This window comes from Methylobacterium sp. NFXW15 (genome assembly GCF_049887755.1).
In the GTDB taxonomy this organism is placed as follows: domain Bacteria; phylum Pseudomonadota; class Alphaproteobacteria; order Rhizobiales; family Beijerinckiaceae; genus Methylobacterium.
On sequence record NZ_JAGEKG010000008.1, the window covers coordinates 260670 to 279652 of the forward strand.

An 18983-nucleotide genomic window follows, 5' to 3' on the forward strand; every position below is an offset into this window, starting at 1 on the left:
ATCAGGGATGGGCCGCCGTCTCGATGACGACTTCGGCCAGCCGCTCGGCGGCGTCGTGTATGCCTGCGCTTCTCGCCGCATCGGCGGCGCGGGTCAATTTCGCCGGGTTCTCGATCATCTCCACGAGGTCCGCGGCGAGGCGGTCCGGGGTGAAGGCGGGCTGCTTCAGGACCAGGGCCGCGCCGATCGCCTCCAGGGTGGCGGCGTTGGCCGCTTGGTCCTGATCGAGCGATCCCGGCAGGGGCACCAGCACCGACGGGCGGCCGATCGCCGCGAGTTCCGAGACGGTCGAGGCGCCGGAGCGCGAGACGACGAGGTGGCTCGCCGCCATCCGCGCGGGCAAGTCCTTGAAGAACGGCGCCGCCTCCAGCCCGGCGAGGCCCATGGCGAGGTACTGGTTCTGCACGGCCGTCAGATCCTCGGCGCGCACCTGCTGCGTCACGTGGAGCCGCGCCCGCAGATCGGCGGGCAGGCGCTCCAGCGCGGGCGGGACGACTTCGCCCATGACCCGCGCGCCCTGGCTGCCGCCGAACACGAGGATCCGGAGCACGTCGCCCTCCGCGAAGGCGGGATAGGGGATGCGCATCGCCTCGATCACGGCCGGACGGAGAGGATTGCCGGTGTGGACGCGCCGTGCGGTCGCCTTGTCGGGAATGCCCCGGACCTCGCGGAAACCGGTGGCGATGGTGCGCGCGCCCTTGGCCAGGAAGGTGTTGGCCCGGCCCATCACGGCGTTCTGCTCATGGAGCAGTGTCGGCACACGCAGAAGTTGCGCCGCCAGGACCGGCGGCACGGTCGGATAGCCGCCGAAGCCGACCACCGCCGCCGGGTTGATCCGCCGGATCGCCTTGGCCGCATCGCCGAAGCCACGGCCGAGGGTGACCACCGCCGTGGCCCGCTTGATCAGGCTGCGGCCGGACGGCGTCGCGGAGCGGATGGTGACGACCTCCGAGGCCGGGAAGCCCGTGGCGATGGAATCGACCCGCGCGTCCGTGGCGAGGGCGACGCGCACGCCCCTCGCCCGGAGGGCGTGGGCGAGACTCTCGGCCGGGAAGAGATGGCCGCCGGTGCCGCCCGCGCAGAGCAGGATGGTGGGCGTCAGGACGGTCACTGGATCACCCCGGCGACGTTGGACGGCGCGGTCCCGGGGGGCTTCTGGCTGAGCAGCACCGTGCGCGGCCGCTTACGGGTGAGGGCCACGAGGAAGCCGGTGCCCAGCGCCAGCGAGAACATCGACGAGCCGCCGAAGGAAACGAAGGGAAGCGTCATGCCCTTGGCCGGCATGAGCTGAGTGTTCACCGCCATGTTGATGCACGCCTGAAGGCCGAACAGGGTCGTCAGCCCCGTGATCGCCAGCCGCGAGAACGTGTCATCGGTGCGCCGGGCGAGCTTGAGGCCACGCAGCACGATGTAGGCGAACAGGGCCACGAGGCACAGGCAGACGATGACGCCGAACTCCTCGCCGATCACCGAGAAGAGGAAGTCGGTATGCGCATCCGGCAGGTGGCGCTTGGCGACGCCCTCCCCCGGCCCGGTGCCGAACCAGCTGCCCGAGCGAAACGATTCGCGCGACCAGAACTCCTGGAAGCCGCCGCCCGAACCGTCATCGCCCCGATCGAGGAACTTGTTGAACCGCTCCCGCACGTGGTGGAAGAACGTGTAGGCGGCGAAGACGCCCGCAAGGCCGAAGACACCGAGGGCGCCGACCCAGATCAGGTGCAGGCCCGCCACGAAGAGCAGCGCCGACCAGGTCATGGTGATGAGCATGGTCTGCCCGAAATCCGGCTGGAGCAGCAGCGGGACGATGGTCACCGGCAGGATCAGCAGCCCGAGGATGCCCCCCGGCATGTCGCGACGCTGGGCGCCCTCGGAGAAGGCCCAGGCGGCCACCACCACGAAGGCCGGCTTCACGAACTCGGAGGGTTGGAGACCAAAGGAGCCGATCTGGATCCAGCGATGGGCGCCCTTGATCTCCGGCCCGATCTTCACGGCGAGAAGGCAGAAGACCACCCCCATCAGCCACGTGAACAGAGCGAGGCGACGGATGCCGCGCAGGCTCAGGAACGAGACCGCGCAGATGATGACGACCGTCGGCGCGAGATACATCGCCTGGCGGTTGAGGAAGTGGAAGGTCGGCAAGCCGATTCGCTCGGCCACCGGCGGGCCGCCGCCCATCAGGAAGACCAGCCCGGCCACCATCAGCGCGACGAGCGCGGCGAGGAGGCCGCGATCGACCGTCCACCACCAATCCGTGAGCGGGGTGCGTTCGGCGCGAGACATCATGGGCGTGCGAGTGCCTCCCGGCGCCGTCCTGCGGCGCGAGCCGGGAGAGTGTCCCCGAATGGTAAATGCTTCCCTACGGTAGAGGCCTCAGCCAGCAACTGGATGAGCGTAACCCGGTCTTAACATAAAGCATTCAATTTGTGGTTGTGAGACCTGAGAGACCGGCCGACCATGCTTTTCGCTCACCGGACCCATGACGCGGCCAAGCTCGCTGCCGTCGACCGCGTTCAGGCGATCATCGAATTCGATCTCACCGGGCGCATCCTGACCGCGAACGCCAATTTCCTCGGCGTTATCGGATACAACCAAGACGAGATTATCGGACGACACCACGCGATGTTCGTCCCGCCGGACTACGCGGCTTCGCCCGAATACCAGGCCTTCTGGGACCGGCTTCGCTCCGGCGAGTTCCAGGCGGCACAATACCGCCGGATCGCCAAGGGCGGACGGGAGGTGTGGATCCAGGCCTCCTACAACCCGATCTTCGACCGTCAGGGCCGTCCGGTGAAGGTGATCAAGTTCGCCACCGATATCACGGATCAGATCGTTCGTCAGACCGACGACGCGGCCAAGCTCGCGGCCCTCGATCGGGTCCAGGCGATCATCGAGTTCGATCTGACCGGACACATCCTGTCCGCGAACGCCAATTTCCTGGCCGTGGTCGGATACGAGCGCGAGGAGATCGTCGGTCGGCACCATGCGATGTTCGTCCCGGCCGGGCATGCCGAGACCCCGGAATACCAAGCCTTCTGGGACCGTCTGCGCTCCGGCGAGTTTCAGGCAGCGCAGTATCGGCGCATTGCCAAGGGCGGACGTGAGGTCTGGATCCAGGCCTCCTACAACCCGATCTTCGACCCGAGCGGGCGACCGGTAAAGGTCGTCAAATTCGCCACCGACATCACGGCACAGATGCGCCTCCTCGAAGATCTGCGCTGCTTGATCGACCGGAACTTCGCGGAGATCGACGCGGCCGTGTCCCATGCGGGCAGCGCCTCGCATTCGGCCGGGGCGGCGGCGGGCCTGGCGTCGATGAGCGTGCAGACCATGGCGGCGGCCTCCGAGGAACTGGCGGCGGCGGTCGGCGAGATCTCGCAGAGCATGGTCCGCTCGCGGGAGGCGACCGACGCGGCGGTGGGGCAGGTCGAGGCGGTCGAGGGGCATACGCGCCGTCTCACCGACGCGACCGACGCAATGGGCGGCATCGTCTCCCTGATCCAGACCGTCGCCGGGCAGATCAATCTGCTCGCCCTCAACGCGACCATCGAGGCGGCCCGGGCAGGCGACGCGGGACGCGGCTTCGCGGTGGTGGCGAGCGAGGTCAAGGCGCTGGCGAGCCAAGCCGCCCGCGCGACCGACCAGATCAATGCGGAGATCGCCAACGTCCAGGGCGTGTCGCAGGAGGTGGTCTCGGCCCTCGATTCGATCCGTTCCTCGGTCGGAATCATGCGCGAGCACGTCATGACCACGGCGGGCGCGGTGGAGGAGCAGGATGCGGTGACCCGCGACCTGTCCCGGAACATGCATGAGGCCGCCCAATCGGTCGCGGGCATCACGGACGATATCGGCGCGATCGGCGCCGCCGTGTCGCAGGTCAATCAGGCTGTCGGCACCACGCGGCAGGCGGCGCAGGTGCTGGCGCGTTGAACCCGTTCTTACGGGAGCGCCTGCACCAGCTCCCGGAACCGGTCGCCGCGCACTTCGAAGTTGCGGAACTGGTCGTAGGACGCACAGGCCGGGGAGAGTAGCACCACCGGCTCCGGGGCGCCGGAGGCAGCGGCGTTCTGCGCGGCCTTCTCCACGGCGACGTCGAGGGTGCCGCAGCGGGTATAGGGTACGGCGCCTTCGAGCGTCGCGGCGAAGGCGTCCGAGGCGGCGCCGATCAGGTAGGCATGCGCCACCCGCTCGAAATAGGGGACCAAGGGGAAGATGCCCCCGTCCTTGGCCTTGCCGCCGAGGATCCAGTGGATGTCCCGGAAGGCGGTAAGCGCCTTCTCGGTAGAATCGGCGTTGGTCGCCTTCGAATCGTTAACGAACAGGACCCGGTCCCGGCGTCCGACCTCTTCCATCCGGTGAGGCAGGCCGGGGAATGAGGCCAGACCGGCGCGGATCTCGTCCGCGCTCAAGCCCAGGGCCTGGGCGACGGCGACAGCGACGGCGGCGTTCTGCCAGTTATGGGCGCCGCGCAGGGAGCCGATGCCGTTCACGTCGGCGAGATCTGCCCCGGCGGCATCGCGAATGATCCCGGCCTCGGCACGAAGACCCTCGCCCTGCGTGGGACCGGCGCCGACATGCACCCGCACCAGCCGCTCGGCGCGACGGTCGGCGATGGCGCGGCTCGGCGCATCGTCGATGCCGACCACCGCGAGGTCCGCACCCCGGATCAGCCGTTCCTTGATGCCTGCGTATTGCTCCATCGTGCCGTGGCGGTCGAGATGGTCGGGCGTCACGTTCATCAGCACGCCGACGCTCGGATCGAGGGTGGGCGTCAGGTCGATCTGGAACGAGGACATCTCGATCACGTGGACGCGGGCGGCATCCGGCGGCTCCAGCGACAGGATCGCGGTGCCGATATTGCCGCCCATCTGCACGTCACGTCCGGCCTGACGCAGGACATGGGCGATGAGGGCCGTGGTGGTCGACTTGCCGTTGGTGCCGGTGATGGCGACGAACGGCGCGCCCGGCGCGATGGCCCGGCGTTCCCGGCAGAACAATTCGATGTCGCCGACGATCTCGACGCCCGCCTCTTGCGCCCGCCGCACGCTCCAATGGGGCTCGGGATGGGTCAGCGGCACGCCCGGCGCGAGCACGAGGGCCACGAAGCCGGACCAGTCCTGCTCGCGCAGGTCGGCGGTGGAGATCCCCTCCCCCTGCGCCTTGGCGACACCCTCGGCGCCGTCGTCCCAGGCCACGACCTCCGCGCCGCCCGCGATCAAGGCCCTCGCCGTGGCGAGCCCCGATCCGCCGAGGCCGAACAGGGCAACTTTCTGGCCCGCGAAGGTGGTGACGGGGGTCATGGGGAACTCACACAAGGCGATGAAGACGCATCCCGCCTTCCACCCTCATCCTGATGTGCCCGCATCGCGGGCCTCGAAGGAGGGCTCCAGGGATCGCCGCGCACGCTCGAACCCTCCTTCGAGGCTGCTCCGCAGCACCTCAGAATGAGGTCGAGTGCCGGGAATGGCCGTAGTTGGAAGGTGTTACACCACGCCCGCGCGTCGAAAAAGCCTCACCGCAGCTTGAGCGTGGCGAGGCCCGCCATCGCCAGGATCACGGCGATGATCCAGAAGCGGATCACGACCTGCGGTTCCTTCCAGCCCTTCTGCTCGAAATGGTGGTGGATCGGCGCCATGCGGAAGACGCGCTTGCCCGTGAGCTTGAACGAGGCGACCTGGATGATGACCGACATCATCTCCAGCACGAACAGCCCGCCCACGATCGCCAGCACGATCTCGTGCTTGGCCGCGACGGCGATGGTGCCGAGCAGGCCGCCGAGCGCCAGGGAGCCGGTATCGCCCATGAAGATCTGGGCAGGGGGCGCATTGAACCACAGGAAGCCGAGGCCCGCCCCGACCACCGCGCCGCAGACCACGGCGAGTTCGCCGGTGTCGCGGACGTAGTTCACCTGCAGGTAGCTCGCGGTGAAGGAGTTGCCGACGAGGTAGGCGATGACGCCGAAGGTCGCGCAGGCGATCATCACCGGCACGATGGCGAGGCCGTCGAGCCCGTCAGTCATGTTCACGGCGTTCCCCGAGCCGACGATCACGAAGGCGCCGAACAGCGGGTAGAGCAGGCCAAGATTGAGGAGCACGTCCTTCAGGACGGGGAAGGCGAGCTGGTTCTGCAGCGAGAGCGGAGAATACGCCGAGATCGTCACGCAGGCGGCGAGCGCGATCAGTCCTTCGAGGCCCAGGCGGAACTTGCCCGAGAAGCCCTTGTGCGACTGCTTCGTTACCTTGAGGTAGTCGTCGTAGAAGCCGATCGCGCCGAAGCCGAGGGTCACCGCAAGGGTGATCCAGACGTAGTGGTTGCGCGGATTCGCCCAGAGCAGCACCGCCACCACGAAGCCCGCCAGGATCATCAGCCCGCCCATGGTCGGCGTGCCGCGCTTGGTCAGCAGATGGGTCTGCGGGCCGTCCTCGCGGATCGGCTGGCCCTTGCCCTGGCGCAGGCGCAGCAGGGAGATGATCCACGGCCCGAACCAGAACACGAACAGGCCCGCCGTGAACATCGCACCGCCGGCGCGGAAGGTGATGTAGCGGAAGACGTTGAGCGGCGTGAAGGTGCTGCTCAGTTCCGAGAGAAGGTAAAGCATCCGGGCGCTCGGCCCCTCTGTTCAGGCAGGGTGGCGGCGAAACCGCTCAGGGAATGGCGACGATGGACTCGCGGCGCGTGTGCGCTGCGGCGTAACGGCCTTTGAGCGCCTCGACAATCCGGCCCATGCGGCTGCCGTTGGAGCCCTTCACCATCACGGCGTCGCCGGGCCGCAGGATTCGCGTCAGGGGCTCGACGAGGTCCGCCGAGGTCTCGGCCACCGCCCCACGGCGGCTGACGGGCAGGGCCTCGTAGAGGTTGCGGGTGAGCGGCCCGGCCGCGAAGACGAGGTCGATCCGTGCCGCCTCGACCGCCTCCGCGAGGCCGCGATGCAGGTCGGGACTGGTCGGTCCGAGTTCCAGCATGTCACCGAGCACGGCGATGCGGCGCCCGCGCGGTCCGGTCTCGATCCCGGCGAGCGTCGCCAGGGCGGCGCGGACCGAGGCCGGGTTGGCGTTGTAGCTCTCATCGACCAGCCAGGCGGTGCCGCCGGGCAGCTCCAGGGCGGTACGCTCGCCCCGGCCCACGGGAGGCGAGAGGGCTGCGAGCGAGAGGGCGGCGGCGGCAAGGTCCGCGCCGAGCGAATGGATCACCGCCATCACGCCCAGCGAATTGAGGGCGCTGTGCCGCCCGGCCGTGCCGAGCTTGTAGGTGACGGGCTCGCCCATCACGACCGCATCCACCACGGACAGGTCCGGGCGGAGAACGATCCTGTTGGCGCGGACATCGGCCTCGGGATGCTCGCCGAAGCTCACGATCCGCCCCGCACCGGAGGCCATGGCATGGGCGGCGAGGCGAGCATAATGCGGGTTGTCGCGGTTGATCACCGCCACCCCGCCGGGTTCGAGCCCGGCGAAGATTTCGCCCTTGGCGTCGGCGATGGCCGAGACCGACGCGAAATGCTCGATGTGAACAGGCTCGACCGTGACGACGAGGGCCACCTGCGGCCGGACCATGCGCGTCAGCGGCAGGATCTCGTAGGGATGGTTCATGCCGATCTCGAACACACCGTAGCGCGTGTCCTGCGGCATCCGGGAGAGTGTCAGCGGCACGCCCCAATGGTTGTTGTAGGAGGCCGCCGAGGCGTGCGTCGCGCCCTGTCCCGACAGGACGTGGCGCAAGGCCTCCTTGGTGCCGGTCTTGCCGACCGAGCCGGTGACGGCGACGATCTCCGCGTCGCTTCGGGCGCGGGCCGCACGGCCGATCCGCTCCATCGCGGTAAGAACCGGGTCGGCACCCTCCCCCGGCACAGCCAGGACGGGACCCGCCGCCGAGAGGGCGTCCGCCTTCTCTTCGTTCACCACGGCCGCAGCGGCGCCCTTCTGAAGCGCCTGCGCGACGAAATCGTGCCCATCGCGGGCCTCGCCGCGGATCGCGAAGAACAGGTCGCCGTCGCCCAGGGTGCGCGTGTCGATGGAGGCGCCCGAGACCGGACGGCGCGCGCCGATCCAGCGTCCGCCCGTGGCCGCTTCAAGGGCGTCCGGGGTCCAGAGTGCGGTCAAGGTCAGCCCCCAGCAAGCGCGGCGATCGCGGCGCGAAGGACCTCATGGTCCGAGAACGGAAGCACCCGATCTCCCACGATCTGGCCGGTTTCGTGACCCTTGCCGGCCACGACCAGAACGTCGCCCTCGCCCAGGCCGCCGACGGCCCGGCGGATCGCCTCCTCGCGGTCGCCGATCTCCACGGCGTCCGGCGCCGCATCGAGGATCGCCCGGCGGATGGAGGCTGGCTCCTCCGTGCGGGGATTGTCGTCGGTGACGATCACCTGGTCCGCCAAGCGGGCCGCGATGGCGCCCATCAGCGGGCGCTTACCCCGGTCGCGGTCACCGCCGCAGCCGAAGACCACGACGAGACGGCCCGTCGCGAAGGGGCGCAGCGCGGTCAGCACCTGCTCCAACGCCTCGGGCTTGTGAGCGTAATCGACGAGACAGAGGCCGCCGCGCGCGAGGCCGATCCGCTCCATGCGGCCGGGAACGCCGGTGAGATGGTCGAGGGCGGCGAACACGCCGTCCGGGTCGGCGGCACCGGCCGGCGCCGCCAGGGCGAGGCCCGCCGCGACCAGGGCGTTCTCTACCTGGAACCCGCCGACGAGGGGCAGGCGCAACGCGTGACGGCGGCCCCCGGCTTCGACGGTCAGCGCCTGTGCGAAGCCCTCCGTACGGGCTGCGACGAGGCGGATGTCTTGCCCGGCCCGGCCGGTGGTGCGCACCGGACGCCCGGCGGCTTCCGCCGCGGCGATCACACGGTCGGAGAAGGCGCCGTCCGCGTTGACGATCGCCGGGCAGCCGGCAGGCAGCAGGTCCGTGAACAGCCGGAGCTTGGCCGCGAGGTATTCCTCGATGTCGGCATGGTAGTCGAGGTGGTCGCGGCCGAGATTGGTGAAGCCCGCCGCGCTCAGGCGCACCCCGTCGAGGCGACGCTGCTCGATCCCGTGGGACGAGGCCTCCATGGCGAGCTCGGTGATGCCTTCGTCGGCGAGACGGGCCAGGGTCTCGTGCAGGGTGACCGGGTCGGGGGTCGTGAGCGAGCCGTATTGCGCGCCCCGGTTCGTGACGATGCCGACGGTCCCGAGGCTCGCCGAGTCGCGGCCGAGCCGGGAAAGGATCTGGCGGACGAAATCGGCCACCGAGCTCTTGCCCGCGGTGCCGGTGACGGCGAGCACCGTCTCCGGCTGGCGGCCGCAGAGGCGCGCGGCGGCCAGCGCCAGGGCGCGGCGGGCATCGGGAACGGCGATCCAAGCCGTCGGTTCGGGAAGGTCAGCGGGCCGCTCGCCCTCCCCCGCCACGGCGACGGCACCGGCCTGCGCTGCCTTTGCCGCGAAGAGACGCCCATCGGCCTTCGTGCCGGGCACGGCGACGAAGACGCCGCCTGCGCTCACGCGGCGGCTATCGGCGGTCAGACCGGAGACGGACGCATCCGCAGCCGGGCCGGTGGCCTCCGGGAAGAGGTCGCCGAGCCGGGTCACGGGCCGCCCAGCTGGTTCACGTGGTAGGCGTTGAGCCGCACCATCTGCGGGAAGGGCCTGACCGGCGCCTCGAATTGCGGCGGCAGGCCGAGGATCGGGGCGACGCGCTCGATCACCTTGCCGGTGACGACACCGGAGTTCCAGGCGGCGGTAGCGTAGCCGCCGGATTCCGGCAGGCCCTGCGGCTCGTCCATGATGGTGACGAACAGGTATTTCGGGTCGTTCATCGGCGCCGCCGCCATGAAGGTCGTGAACAGCCGGTTCTTGTTGTAGCGCCCGCCGATCACCTTCTCGGCCGTACCGGTCTTGCCGCCCACGAAGTAGAGCGGAACCGAAGCCTTCTTGGCCGAGCCCTCGAAGGCGTTGAGGCGCATGATGTAGCGCATCGCCTCGGACGTCTGAGCCGAGAGCACGTGGGTCGAGCGATCCTTGATCGAGGCGGGGTCGGTCTTCAGGAAGGTCGGCGTGATGAGGTCGCCGCCGTTGACGATGGCCGCCACCGCCATGGCCGCCTGAAGCGGCGCCACCGCGATGCCGTGGCCGAAGGCGATGGTGATGGTGTTGATCTCGCTCCAGCGCGACGGGACGATCGGCGCCGCGCTCTCGGGCAGCTCCGTGCGCAGGCGGTCGGTCAGGCCCATCTTCTTCAGGAAGGCCTTGTGGCCGGGCACGCCGACGCCGAGCGCCATCTTGGCCGAGCCGATGTTGGACGAGTGCGTGAACACCTCCGGCATGGTGATGACGCGGTTGGTGCCGTGATACTCGTGGATCTTCTGGCGGCCCCAATTGAGCACGCCGCCCCGGGTGTCGAACGTCGAGTTGACGTTGTACTTGCCCGAATCGAGGGCCATGGCCAGCGTCATCGCCTTGAAGGTCGAGCCCATCTCGTAGACGCCGACATTCATCCGGTTGATCCGGTCGGGCGCCAGGGCGTCCTTCGGGTCGTTCGGATCGAAATCGGGCATGGAGACCAGGGCGATGACCTCGCCGGTCTTCACGTCGAGGATCATCGAGGCGCCCGCCTTGGCCTTGAAGTGCTCGATGCCCTTGGCCAGCTCGTCGCGCACGGCGAATTGCGCGCGCAGGTCGAGGGAGAGTTGGATAGGCTTGAGATCCGCCTGCTTGTTGACGAGGCCGAAGCTGTTGAGGGCCTGCAGGCCGGTGGAGTCGATGTACTTCTCCATGCCGGCGATGCCGACGCCGTCGAGGTTCGTCGCGCCCAGGATGTGGGCGGCGGCCGTGCCGTTCGGGTAGACGCGCTTGTGGTCGGGCAGGAAGCCGATGCCGGGAATACCGAGGCGATGCACTTCGGCCTGTTGCTTCGGGGTCAGCTCGCGCTTGACCCACACGAAGCCCGCGCCCTTGCGGTCCTTGCGGGAGGCGAGCTTGGCGCGCAGTTCCGAGGCGTTGAGCGAAGGCAGGACGGCGGTGAGGAGTTCGACCGCCTCGTCCTTGTCGTAGATGTTGCCGGGCTCGGCGAAGACCGAGACCGTGCGGATGTCGGTGGCCAGGATCTCGCCGTTGCGGTCCACGATATCGGGACGGAAGGCGGTCGAGGACGAGGCCGCCGCCCGGTGCTCCTGACTCGGCGGCTCGCCGAAGATCGCCATGGTGAGCAGGCGCGCGGAGATCGCCCCGAACACGCCGAGGAAGACGAGCCCGACCAGCGCGACGCGCACATGCGAGCGCTCGATGGCGAGGCGGAACATGTCCCGGGCAAGGCGGCGCAGGCGCACCCGGCGCGGATCGCGCGGGGCCATGACCTCCTCGACGGCCTGCATCAGCCGCGCGGCGTCCTGCTCCGGCACGGGCGGAGACGCCTCCGGCGCGGCGGCCGGAACCTGTTCGCCCTCAGTGCCGAAAACCGGCTCCCGGCGCTCCGAATGATCCTGCGCGTCGGACAAGGGATTACCTCGTGGCGGTCGGGGTACGGGTCGTCGTCACGGTGCGGCTGATCGCGCCCGTGGTGCGTGGCTCGGGCGTGCCCTTTTCCTTGGGCGTGGCCGTCGCCGCGAGAAGGCGGCCGATCTCATCGCCGCGCTCTTGCCGGGCGGGGAGGTCCGCGATCCGGCCGAGATGGCTGATGCCGATCGGCTCCAGCGCGAGGTGCTTCTCCACCGCCGCCTGGAGGCGGTCCGGCCGGGTGAGCAACTGCCACTCCGCCCGCAGCACCGCGATGGCCTGCCGCTCCTTGTGCAGGGCGGTCTGGACCTTGGACACCTGCCCCATCTGGTACAGCGTGTCGTACTTGATCGAGTAGGCGTAGATCGCCGAGGCGACGAGCCCGGCAATCGCCAGCAGGTTGAGCAGGCGGATCATCGGCGCGCGCCTCCGCGGCGTTGGTCGGGCAGGCTCGCCAGGGTCTCGATGGCGCTCAGCGGCGGTGGGACGGGGGCGTCGGTGCGCGCCATGGCGCGCAGCTTCGCGGAGCGCGCGCGCGGGTTGCGCGCCAGTTCCGCCTCGTCCGGCAGGACAGGCCCCTTGGTCACCGGCTGAAGGCTGCGCGGCTCCGGCGCGCCTTGCGACGGCAGATGCCGCGAGCCCTGCGACGAGCGTCCGCTCCGCGCGGCGAAGAACTGCTTCACGATGCGGTCTTCGAGGGAGTGGAAGGTCACGACGGCGAGGCGTCCGCCCGGCGCCAGCACCCGCTCGGCGGCGTGCAGCGCCCGGACGAGTTCGCCCAGTTCGTCGTTCACCGCGATGCGCAGTCCCTGGAAGGTCCGCGTGGCCGGGTGGATGTGGCTGCCGGGCTCGACCCGGACCACGCCCGCCACGATCTCGGCAAGCTGCGCCGTGGTCTCGATGCGGCCCCGGCGGCGCGCCTCGTGGATCGCACGTGCGACGGCCCGTGACCGGCGCTCCTCGCCGTAATGGTAGATGATGTCGGCGAGTTCGGTCTCGTCCGTCTCGTTGACGATGTCGGCCGCGCTCGGCCCCTCGGCGCCCATGCGCATGTCGAGGGGACCGTCGTGGCGGAAGGAGAAGCCGCGCTCAGGCGTGTCGAGCTGCATCGAGGACACGCCGATATCGAGCACCACGCCGGAGACCGGCCCCTTCCCCGACTGTTCGGCGAGGGCGTCGAGGTCGCCGAACCGGCCCGGCATCAGGCTCAGGCGGCCTTGCGCTTCCGCGACGAGGGGCTGCCCCCCGGCGATCGCGTTCGGATCGCGGTCGATGGCGAGGACATGGAGGCCCGGGTCAGCGGCAAGCAGGGCGCGGGTGTAGCCGCCCGCGCCGAAGGTGCCGTCGATGATCACGCCCTCGCCGGCCGGGCTCAAGGCCGCGATCACCTCGTCGAGCAAAACGGGAATGTGCGGCGCGTCGGACGCCGGAACGGGCGCGCGGCCGGGCCGGGCCTTCATGTCGGTGAACCGGGCTGACGAGCGGACGGCATGGGCCACCCGACGACGGTCGTGAAAGCGTGGGGACGTGCGGTCACTCTCATGTCGCCCTGGTCCGGACCGCGCGGGGGCGGCTCGCATGACGGGAGCGGCGACGGAGGCGCTGGGCGCAGTCACCCGCGAACGGACGACCCCTGCGGGTCCGCAGGTGACGCCCGGCGATCCGATAGTCGCCGCTGACGGGAGGGAGCCGGGTATCATGGGCCTCGGAAGGTCGTCAACGCGCGCCGGACGCGCCCGCCGTCCGCCGATCTAGAACCCGGCAAGGTTAACCGATGGTGTGTTTTTCCCGAGAATCCACCCAGGCTCCCGCAGGGCCTTCGCGGCTCAACATGCTGACGATGCGGGGATTTCGGTGAATATGCGGATCAGTCGGCCTGTAAGCCGGGTTCTGTAGGGCCGGAAGGCCGAGGGCCTTCCGACGTGGCAGCCATTCCTCTGGGACGGTCGTTGCCGACCGCCTCGAGCAACCAACCCGGGCGACTGGCCTGGAGAGCGGGCCTGCCCCCCTCGCGGGGGACGCGCCGCCCCTATTCGGTTTTGCTCCCGGTGGGGTTTGCCGTGCCGTCCGCGTTGCCGCGTCCGCGGTGCGCTCTTACCGCACCCTTTCACCCTGACCCCGGACGGATCCGGGGCGGTCTGCTCTCTGTGGCACTGTCCCTGGGGTCGCCCCCGCCGGACGTTATCCGGCACCGTCTCTCCATGGAGCCCGGACTTTCCTCCCCGGGCGAGCCCGGAGCGGCCGCCCGGCCGACTGATCCGGGGGCGACATGGGCCCTTGCCGCCCCGGCGGTCAAGGGCCAAGCCGCCTTACCACGTGCCGGTATTCTCCATGGACGCCCACGGCTCCTGCGGCGGCTTGGCCTCGCCCTTCTGCAGGATCTCGATGGAGATGCCGTCGGGGGACTTCACGAAGGCCATGTAACCGTCGCGCGGCGGACGGTTGATCGTAATCCCCGCCTTCTGAAGCTTGTCGCAGAGGGCGTAGATGTCATCGACCCGGTAGGCGAGATGCCCGAAGTTCCGGCCGCCCGTGTAGGTCTCGGGGTCCCAGTTGTAGGTCAGCTCCACGAGGGGCGACTTGGTCTCCTGGGCGCGGGCAACATCCCCCGGCGCCGCCAGGAACACCAGCGTGAAGCGGCCCTTCTCGTTCTCGACGCGCCGGACTTCCTGCAGTCCGAACGCATCGACGTAGAAGGCCAGAGCGCGGTCGAGGTCGGCGACGCGCACCATCGTGTGCAGGTATTCCATCGCGAGGCTATCCTCTTGCTGTTGTATAAGAAGTCTTGCTTCCCGGCACGACGCTGACCCGCCCGCCGCGGGTGGGCCATCGCTTCGGATAAGACGGCGATCCTTCTGCTAGCTAGAGCGCATTCCGACGAAGTGGATACCGGTTCGTCGCAAGAATGCGCGTCAAAACAATGGGCTAGAGCCTCCGGCCTGAGGCAATCAAGTCGGATACGGCTTTAGCGCTCGTTCCGGAGGAAGGTAGGCTCATTCCCGCTGCATAGGCGCAAGAGGACCACGTCAGACGGCCATGGCCGTAAGCCCAATCCGGTGCTTGGCTCCTGCTCATCGCTCGTTATAGCGAAGCCGGAGATCCGAAGCCGGTCACGGTTGGCCACACGATGCTTGGGAACAGCCTTGACCGTCATCTGGGTAACCGCCCTCGTCCGGGCATTGATTTCTGGGACCGTGGTCGTGCTCGCCTCCGTGCTGGCGGAGATCCTTGGACCGGTCTGGGGGGCTCTCATCGTCAGCCTGCCGGTTTCGGCGGGACCGGCTTACGTGTTCATGGCGCTGGAGCACGATACTGACTTCGTCGCCAGAGCAGCCCTCAACGGCTTTGCAGCGAACGCGGCGACTGGCCTGTTCCTTACCGTCTACACTTTGCGGGCTGCTGGCCGTGGTCTCGTGGCGGTCCTTGGTCCTGCGACACTGGCATGGCTTGTGGCGGCCTGCGCCATCTCCGCCGTGTCGTGGACGTCTCTGACGGCGCTTCTGCTCAACGTGCTCGTCTATGGGGTGGGTATCGTCTCGACCCGGATGGCGGTGCGAACCTCGCTGGTCAGAAGCCCCGTCGTCGCCAGACCAAGACCGCTCGACCTCCTCGTCCGGGCAGCGGCCGTGGCGCTTTTCGTCACTGCCGTCCTGGCTGTCAGTTCGGCTTTGGGTCCCGCGCGGACCGGAATCGTCGCCGCCTTCCCGGTGACCCTTACGAGCACCTTCGTGATCCTGCATCGTCGCCTCGGCGGAGCCGCGATGGCCCGATTGGCCAGCCTTGCAATCCGCGGCGTGTTCGGCTTCGGCTTGACGTTGCTCACGCTTCACCTGACTGTCCGGTCCTTCGGTGCCGCGTACGCCCTGAGTACAGCCCTGCTGATCTCGTTGATCTACTCGGCCGGGCTTCTCGCTCTGCAGCCGCGACACAATGCGAAGGAGCCGAGCGTGGTCACCCGGTGAACGGCCGTGCCGGGAGCGGTGACGGCCCCTCGTCTCTTACCGGAGCCGCCCGGCAGCGGCGGCTTTGGATCACAGCGGGACCTTTACGATCGGCCTGCCCTCCCCTGCACCCAAACGGCTCAATCCTTTCGCTTCCAGCGGGTCATGCGGCTTCGCGAGTCTTCTCCGTCAGAGATGCGATCAACGCATCGTCGAGGCGATCGGCGTCAACGAGCTTCATGCCGAAGAGGTCGGGGCCCGCATGGACTCGGGCGGTTCTTGGCTCCTTGAGCCCCTGCTAGAGCCGTCTTCCACCAAGCTGGCTCACGTGCCTCCGTCTTTGCGAGCGTCAGCGAAGCAAGCCAGGGCAGCGGGACGCTTGAGAACGGTACGCCTCCCTGGCTTGCTTCGCTGCGCTCGCAAAGACGGCCGGGAATCCATCGACGGGGGCGGCTCAACGCGGTCGGATACGGATCTAGAGAAGCATGCCCGAGCGTCAGGTGATCCGAAAGCGTTGATCTGCCGTGACAGTCCAGAGTGAGCTTTCCTCCATGATCGGTGGGTTTGTGGCCTTCTGATTCTATGAGACGTGCCTGCCACGAACGCAGCCGCCGTTGGAACCGACAATGATTTACACTATGTAATGCTCCGTGGGGCGGCATACTTCACAGACAAAATCCCGTTCACGGGATAACGACGGCGGCTTTTTCTCAATAAGATCTATTTTTGCGAACCATTCAACACAAGGAAGGCTCTTACCTGTTTTCCGGCCTCATAGATTTATGTTGATTAAAGATCACACTTGCAGGGCGTGGCCTTTCACACTTTGGTCGAGCCCGTACTCTGGAAGTGGAATCAATAGAACCGTGCACGCTGCACCGCCCACCGCGAGCCTTCACCTGCCGATCGGATGAATTCGAGCCTATGAGACCGGGCGACTAAGCCGATGGCTCGCCCGTCACACGATTCATGCCTCGCAATTGATCCAAGTTTTAAATGCGCTTTGCGAACTATCCCCCGTGAAATCGCGGCGGGATCCGTTCAGCCAATGCTTAGGTGTTGAAGCTGTGTCGAAGTACGCACGCCGTTCCGTCACGAGAGGCGCGTTCGAAATGCAGCCCTAAATTGGCCACATGCGTTAACCTCCGCTCAGTCGAAGAGCGCATACGTATTTATTACTGAGAGCCAAAACGTGCAGAGGCGCACGCCATCGTGATTGCAATGCGAAGTTGCAGACAGACGCAATCATACCACCGGGCGTATAGGATTCGGCATTGAGATGCCGCCCTCGTCTCCAGCGAAGGTCGAGAGTGGCAACAGAGCGAACACATGATTGCCCCTTGGGCTCGCTACTGCGAAAACGACCCTCAAGAAGGGCAATGTGCCTCTGAATTATTTACAGTCATGTCGAACTTTGTGGCGATCGATCTCTATCCGATTGCCGATTTCAACCAAGTACTATCACGGCACGACTGGACAGATTTCATCCTGTTAGCTTGTGCAGTGCAATCACGTTTGTTATGGAGCGCTAATTAAGAATGGCTTAACCGTCTCCCGGCCGCGAGAGGATCTGCGAACATGCCGCGTTCCAACGGACAGTCGACAGTCCGGTCCGCACTTGCGTCGCAGCCCATCTTCTCCTTCTTAAACGGCTCGCTGAAGACGCCCCGGGCTGTCTCCGGCTTCGAGCGGCGCCTGAGCGTTGCGGCAAAGCGCTTCATCGATGTTGCCGTCGCGGGCTCGGCTCTGTTCCTACTCCTGCCGCTTCTGATTTTCGTCGCCGTAACAGTGTGGATGGGGGATGGTAAGTCACCGATCTTCCGCCATCGACGCCTCGGCCGCGGGGGGCGTCCCTTCGGCTGCCTGAAGTTCCGCACGATGGTCGTCGATGCCGAAGCAGCGCTGGCCACCCATCTTGCGGACAACGCTGCGGCGCGGGCCGAATGGGCCGCCACGCAGAAGCTCACCAACGATCCGCGTGTGACCGCGCTCGGCCGGGTGCTACGCAAGACTTCGCTCGATGAGTTGCCTCAACTGATCAACGTGCTGCGAGGCGACATGAGCCTCGTCGGCCCCCGGCCGATCGTTCAGGCCGAGGTGGCGCGCTATGGTTCTGCCTTTAACACCTGCTTCTCGGTGCCGCCGGGCGTCACCGGCCTGTGGCAGGTATCGGGTCGCTCCGACACGTCCTACGAGGAGCGTGTCGCCCTCGATCTCGACTATGCCGCCCGCTGGAGCCTGCGGCGGGATCTTGTGATCCTGTTCAAGACCATCCCGATCGTCTTCGCTCAGCGCGGCAGCCGCTGAGGCGGCCAAACGCGAGCGTCGAGATGACGCTTACAGGCTAAAGTCCTCCGGTCGGATCCTCCGGAGCCGTTGGGGCCTGGTCGCAGAGACGCCAAATTTCCAGAAAACAGGCCGCATAAGCCGCCAGGATAACGGCGGTCCAGTGCATTGACGTTGCCCCCCCGCGATGTCGCTTCGTCGCTTAACGCGCGAAAGCTTGACGTTTCGTTGCGTGGGATTCTGCCCTCAATGTCCCGAAAGGGCAACAATCATTGCCACTAAAGTTCCACCGGCGACGGGTGAAATTAAGCAAAATATCGTGACCAGAAGGATGAGCGCGATGGCTGCATTCTCCTTCCGTTTGGCCTCCGCCTTACGCGACGGCGGCTCCCAGGGGGGTGGGACCGCTCTTTGTTCGTGATCGAGGAACACCGTCCAAATCCGATTGTTCGCCTTTCAGAGAATCGCAGTCGGCACCGCCGGCGCTTCTAAGCTGAGTCGAGGGACATACATGCGGAAAGTTCTGCGCTTTGCCCGAATGTGGGTCGCCCTGTCGGTGCCTCTCGGCGTCGCGGTCGGTAAGTTCCTGAAATGGCGCACGCGCCCAGCCGACGATAGAAGGGGTCTGTAAGGCCGTCCTTCCTCTCCTCCTACGCATGATCCAGCGAGAGAGTTCCACCCTCTCGCGCCTATCCATTCATCGGCGGCTCAAGGACGCCAGCGAAACCTTCCGGGAGTTGCGTACGGCATGAAGGGGATGTTGCTGAACACCTTGGTCGGGCTGGTGCTCGGCCGGTTCGGTGCCGTCTGGATGCTGGCGGTCTTCGTTCCGATCGTATGCGCCGAACTCGCCTACGGCTATGCCGTCTACAATCTCGGCTTCGGCACGGGCGTCCGGCGGGGTGTGATGTTGCTCGTCTGCGGCGAGTTGGCCTTCCTCATCGGCATGCTGATGCGGCCGTTGCCGGGCGAGACCTGAGGTCCAACGCACCGCCAACGGCTCAAGGCCGCCTCGTAGTGAGGATGTCTACAATCGTGAAGGATTGGTGGAGCCTAACGGGATCGAACCGATGACCTCTTCCATGCCATGGAAGCGCTCTCCCAGCTGAGCTAAGGCCCCAACCTTTTCGCCCAGAGGCGAAATCCGATAAGAGGGAATGGTTTGTTTCTTGCGTTGTGCGGGTCTGGCGGCGACCGACTCTCCCGTGCCTTGAGGCACAGTACCATGGGCGCTGGCGTGTTTAACGGCCGAGTTCGAGATGGGATCGGGTTCTGGGCACGCCGCTCGAGCCACC

14 protein-coding genes, 1 tRNA gene, 1 rRNA gene and 1 other RNA gene are annotated in these 18983 nt (G+C 67.4%); 4 read left to right on the top strand and 13 right to left on the bottom strand.

What is annotated here, in order from left to right:
- Nucleotide 1: 1 nt before the first annotated feature.
- On the bottom strand, nt 2–1111 hold the full coding sequence (murG, locus tag J4O73_RS18820; RefSeq protein ID WP_426219794.1) for an undecaprenyldiphospho-muramoylpentapeptide beta-N-acetylglucosaminyltransferase: 1110 nt from the start codon (nt 1109–1111) through the stop codon (nt 2–4).
- Entirely contained in the window at nt 1108–2283 is a 1176-nt protein-coding gene (locus J4O73_RS18825) for an FtsW/RodA/SpoVE family cell cycle protein (protein WP_426219795.1), read from the bottom strand. Before J4O73_RS18825 ends, murG begins: the two co-directional genes overlap by 4 nt.
- A 171-nt stretch (nt 2284–2454) precedes the next feature.
- Between J4O73_RS18825 and J4O73_RS18830 the strand changes: the two genes are divergently transcribed.
- Nucleotides 2455–3927 (top strand): methyl-accepting chemotaxis protein, encoded by a 1473-nt coding sequence (locus J4O73_RS18830; RefSeq protein ID WP_426219797.1) that lies wholly within the window; start codon nt 2455–2457, stop codon nt 3925–3927.
- A gap of 8 nt (nt 3928–3935) precedes the next feature.
- Here J4O73_RS18830 and murD read toward each other — a convergent pair whose 3' ends face one another.
- From murD to J4O73_RS18875, 9 genes are all read right to left on the bottom strand, one after another.
- On the bottom strand, nt 3936–5297 hold the full coding sequence (gene murD, locus J4O73_RS18835) for a UDP-N-acetylmuramoyl-L-alanine--D-glutamate ligase (RefSeq protein WP_426219799.1): 1362 nt from the start codon (nt 5295–5297) through the stop codon (nt 3936–3938).
- Nucleotides 5298–5509: 212 nt separating this feature from the next.
- Entirely contained in the window at nt 5510–6595 is a 1086-nt protein-coding gene (gene mraY, locus J4O73_RS18840; RefSeq protein WP_426219801.1) for a phospho-N-acetylmuramoyl-pentapeptide-transferase, read from the bottom strand.
- A gap of 46 nt (nt 6596–6641) precedes the next feature.
- Nucleotides 6642–8102, bottom strand: coding sequence for a UDP-N-acetylmuramoylalanyl-D-glutamyl-2,6-diaminopimelate--D-alanyl-D-alanine ligase (locus J4O73_RS18845; protein WP_426219830.1), 1461 nt, complete (start codon nt 8100–8102; stop codon nt 6642–6644).
- Nucleotides 8099–9559 (bottom strand): UDP-N-acetylmuramoyl-L-alanyl-D-glutamate--2,6-diaminopimelate ligase, encoded by a 1461-nt coding sequence (locus tag J4O73_RS18850; RefSeq protein WP_426219803.1) that lies wholly within the window; start codon nt 9557–9559, stop codon nt 8099–8101. The genes J4O73_RS18845 and J4O73_RS18850 overlap by 4 nt, the downstream gene beginning before the upstream one ends.
- Nucleotides 9556–11340: a peptidoglycan D,D-transpeptidase FtsI family protein gene (locus J4O73_RS18855; protein WP_426219832.1), complete on the bottom strand. Its 1785-nt coding sequence runs from the start codon at nt 11338–11340 to the stop codon at nt 9556–9558. The genes J4O73_RS18850 and J4O73_RS18855 overlap by 4 nt, the downstream gene beginning before the upstream one ends.
- A 127-nt stretch (nt 11341–11467) precedes the next feature.
- On the bottom strand, nt 11468–11878 hold the full coding sequence (gene ftsL / locus J4O73_RS18860; protein WP_378973395.1) for a cell division protein FtsL: 411 nt from the start codon (nt 11876–11878) through the stop codon (nt 11468–11470).
- The gene (gene rsmH / locus J4O73_RS18865; protein ID WP_426219834.1) at nt 11875–12921 is read right to left on the bottom strand and encodes a 16S rRNA (cytosine(1402)-N(4))-methyltransferase RsmH; all 1047 of its coding nucleotides are present in this window, start codon (nt 12919–12921) and stop codon (nt 11875–11877) included. The genes ftsL and rsmH overlap by 4 nt, the downstream gene beginning before the upstream one ends.
- Nucleotides 12922–13324: 403 nt before the next feature.
- Nucleotides 13325–13718: RNase P RNA component class A (rnpB, locus tag J4O73_RS18870), an RNA gene on the bottom strand.
- 52 nt (nt 13719–13770) lie between these two features.
- On the bottom strand, nt 13771–14211 hold the full coding sequence (locus J4O73_RS18875; RefSeq protein ID WP_426219805.1) for a VOC family protein: 441 nt from the start codon (nt 14209–14211) through the stop codon (nt 13771–13773).
- A gap of 393 nt (nt 14212–14604) precedes the next feature.
- On the opposite strand from J4O73_RS18875, the gene J4O73_RS18880 reads away from it, so the two are divergent.
- The 3 genes from J4O73_RS18880 (at nt 14605) to J4O73_RS18890 (ending at nt 18667) form a co-directional block, all read left to right on the top strand.
- Nucleotides 14605–15423 (top strand): hypothetical protein, encoded by an 819-nt coding sequence (locus tag J4O73_RS18880; protein WP_426219806.1) that lies wholly within the window; start codon nt 14605–14607, stop codon nt 15421–15423.
- 1557 nt (nt 15424–16980) lie between these two features.
- Nucleotides 16981–17709: a sugar transferase gene (locus tag J4O73_RS18885; protein WP_426219808.1), complete on the top strand. Its 729-nt coding sequence runs from the start codon at nt 16981–16983 to the stop codon at nt 17707–17709.
- Nucleotides 17710–18436: 727 nt separating this feature from the next.
- On the top strand, nt 18437–18667 hold the full coding sequence (locus J4O73_RS18890) for a hypothetical protein (protein ID WP_426219810.1): 231 nt from the start codon (nt 18437–18439) through the stop codon (nt 18665–18667).
- A gap of 65 nt (nt 18668–18732) precedes the next feature.
- Here J4O73_RS18890 and J4O73_RS18895 read toward each other — a convergent pair.
- Nucleotides 18733–18808, bottom strand: a tRNA-Ala gene (locus J4O73_RS18895).
- Nucleotides 18809–18870: 62 nt separating this feature from the next.
- A 5S ribosomal RNA gene (gene rrf, locus J4O73_RS18900) occupies nt 18871–18983 on the bottom strand; the annotation flags it as partial.

Bases quoted from the DNA above. Each gene is read 5' to 3' on its own strand.
- J4O73_RS18890 (WP_426219810.1), top strand. From the start codon at position 18,437: ATGAAGGGGATGTTGCTGAACACCTTGGTCGGGCTGGTGCTCGGCCGG.
- murD (WP_426219799.1), bottom strand. From the start codon at position 5,297: ATGACCCCCGTCACCACCTTCGCGGGCCAGAAAGTTGCCCTGTTCGGC.
- J4O73_RS18875 (WP_426219805.1), bottom strand. From the start codon at position 14,211: ATGGAATACCTGCACACGATGGTGCGCGTCGCCGACCTCGACCGCGCT.
- rsmH (WP_426219834.1), bottom strand. From the start codon at position 12,921: ATGAAGGCCCGGCCCGGCCGCGCGCCCGTTCCGGCGTCCGACGCGCCG.
- mraY (WP_426219801.1), bottom strand. From the start codon at position 6,595: ATGCTTTACCTTCTCTCGGAACTGAGCAGCACCTTCACGCCGCTCAAC.
- ftsL (WP_378973395.1), bottom strand. From the start codon at position 11,878: ATGATCCGCCTGCTCAACCTGCTGGCGATTGCCGGGCTCGTCGCCTCG.
- J4O73_RS18885 (WP_426219808.1), top strand. From the start codon at position 16,981: ATGCCGCGTTCCAACGGACAGTCGACAGTCCGGTCCGCACTTGCGTCG.
- J4O73_RS18825 (WP_426219795.1), bottom strand. From the start codon at position 2,283: ATGATGTCTCGCGCCGAACGCACCCCGCTCACGGATTGGTGGTGGACG.
- J4O73_RS18855 (WP_426219832.1), bottom strand. From the start codon at position 11,340: ATGCAGGCCGTCGAGGAGGTCATGGCCCCGCGCGATCCGCGCCGGGTG.
- J4O73_RS18830 (WP_426219797.1), top strand. From the start codon at position 2,455: ATGCTTTTCGCTCACCGGACCCATGACGCGGCCAAGCTCGCTGCCGTC.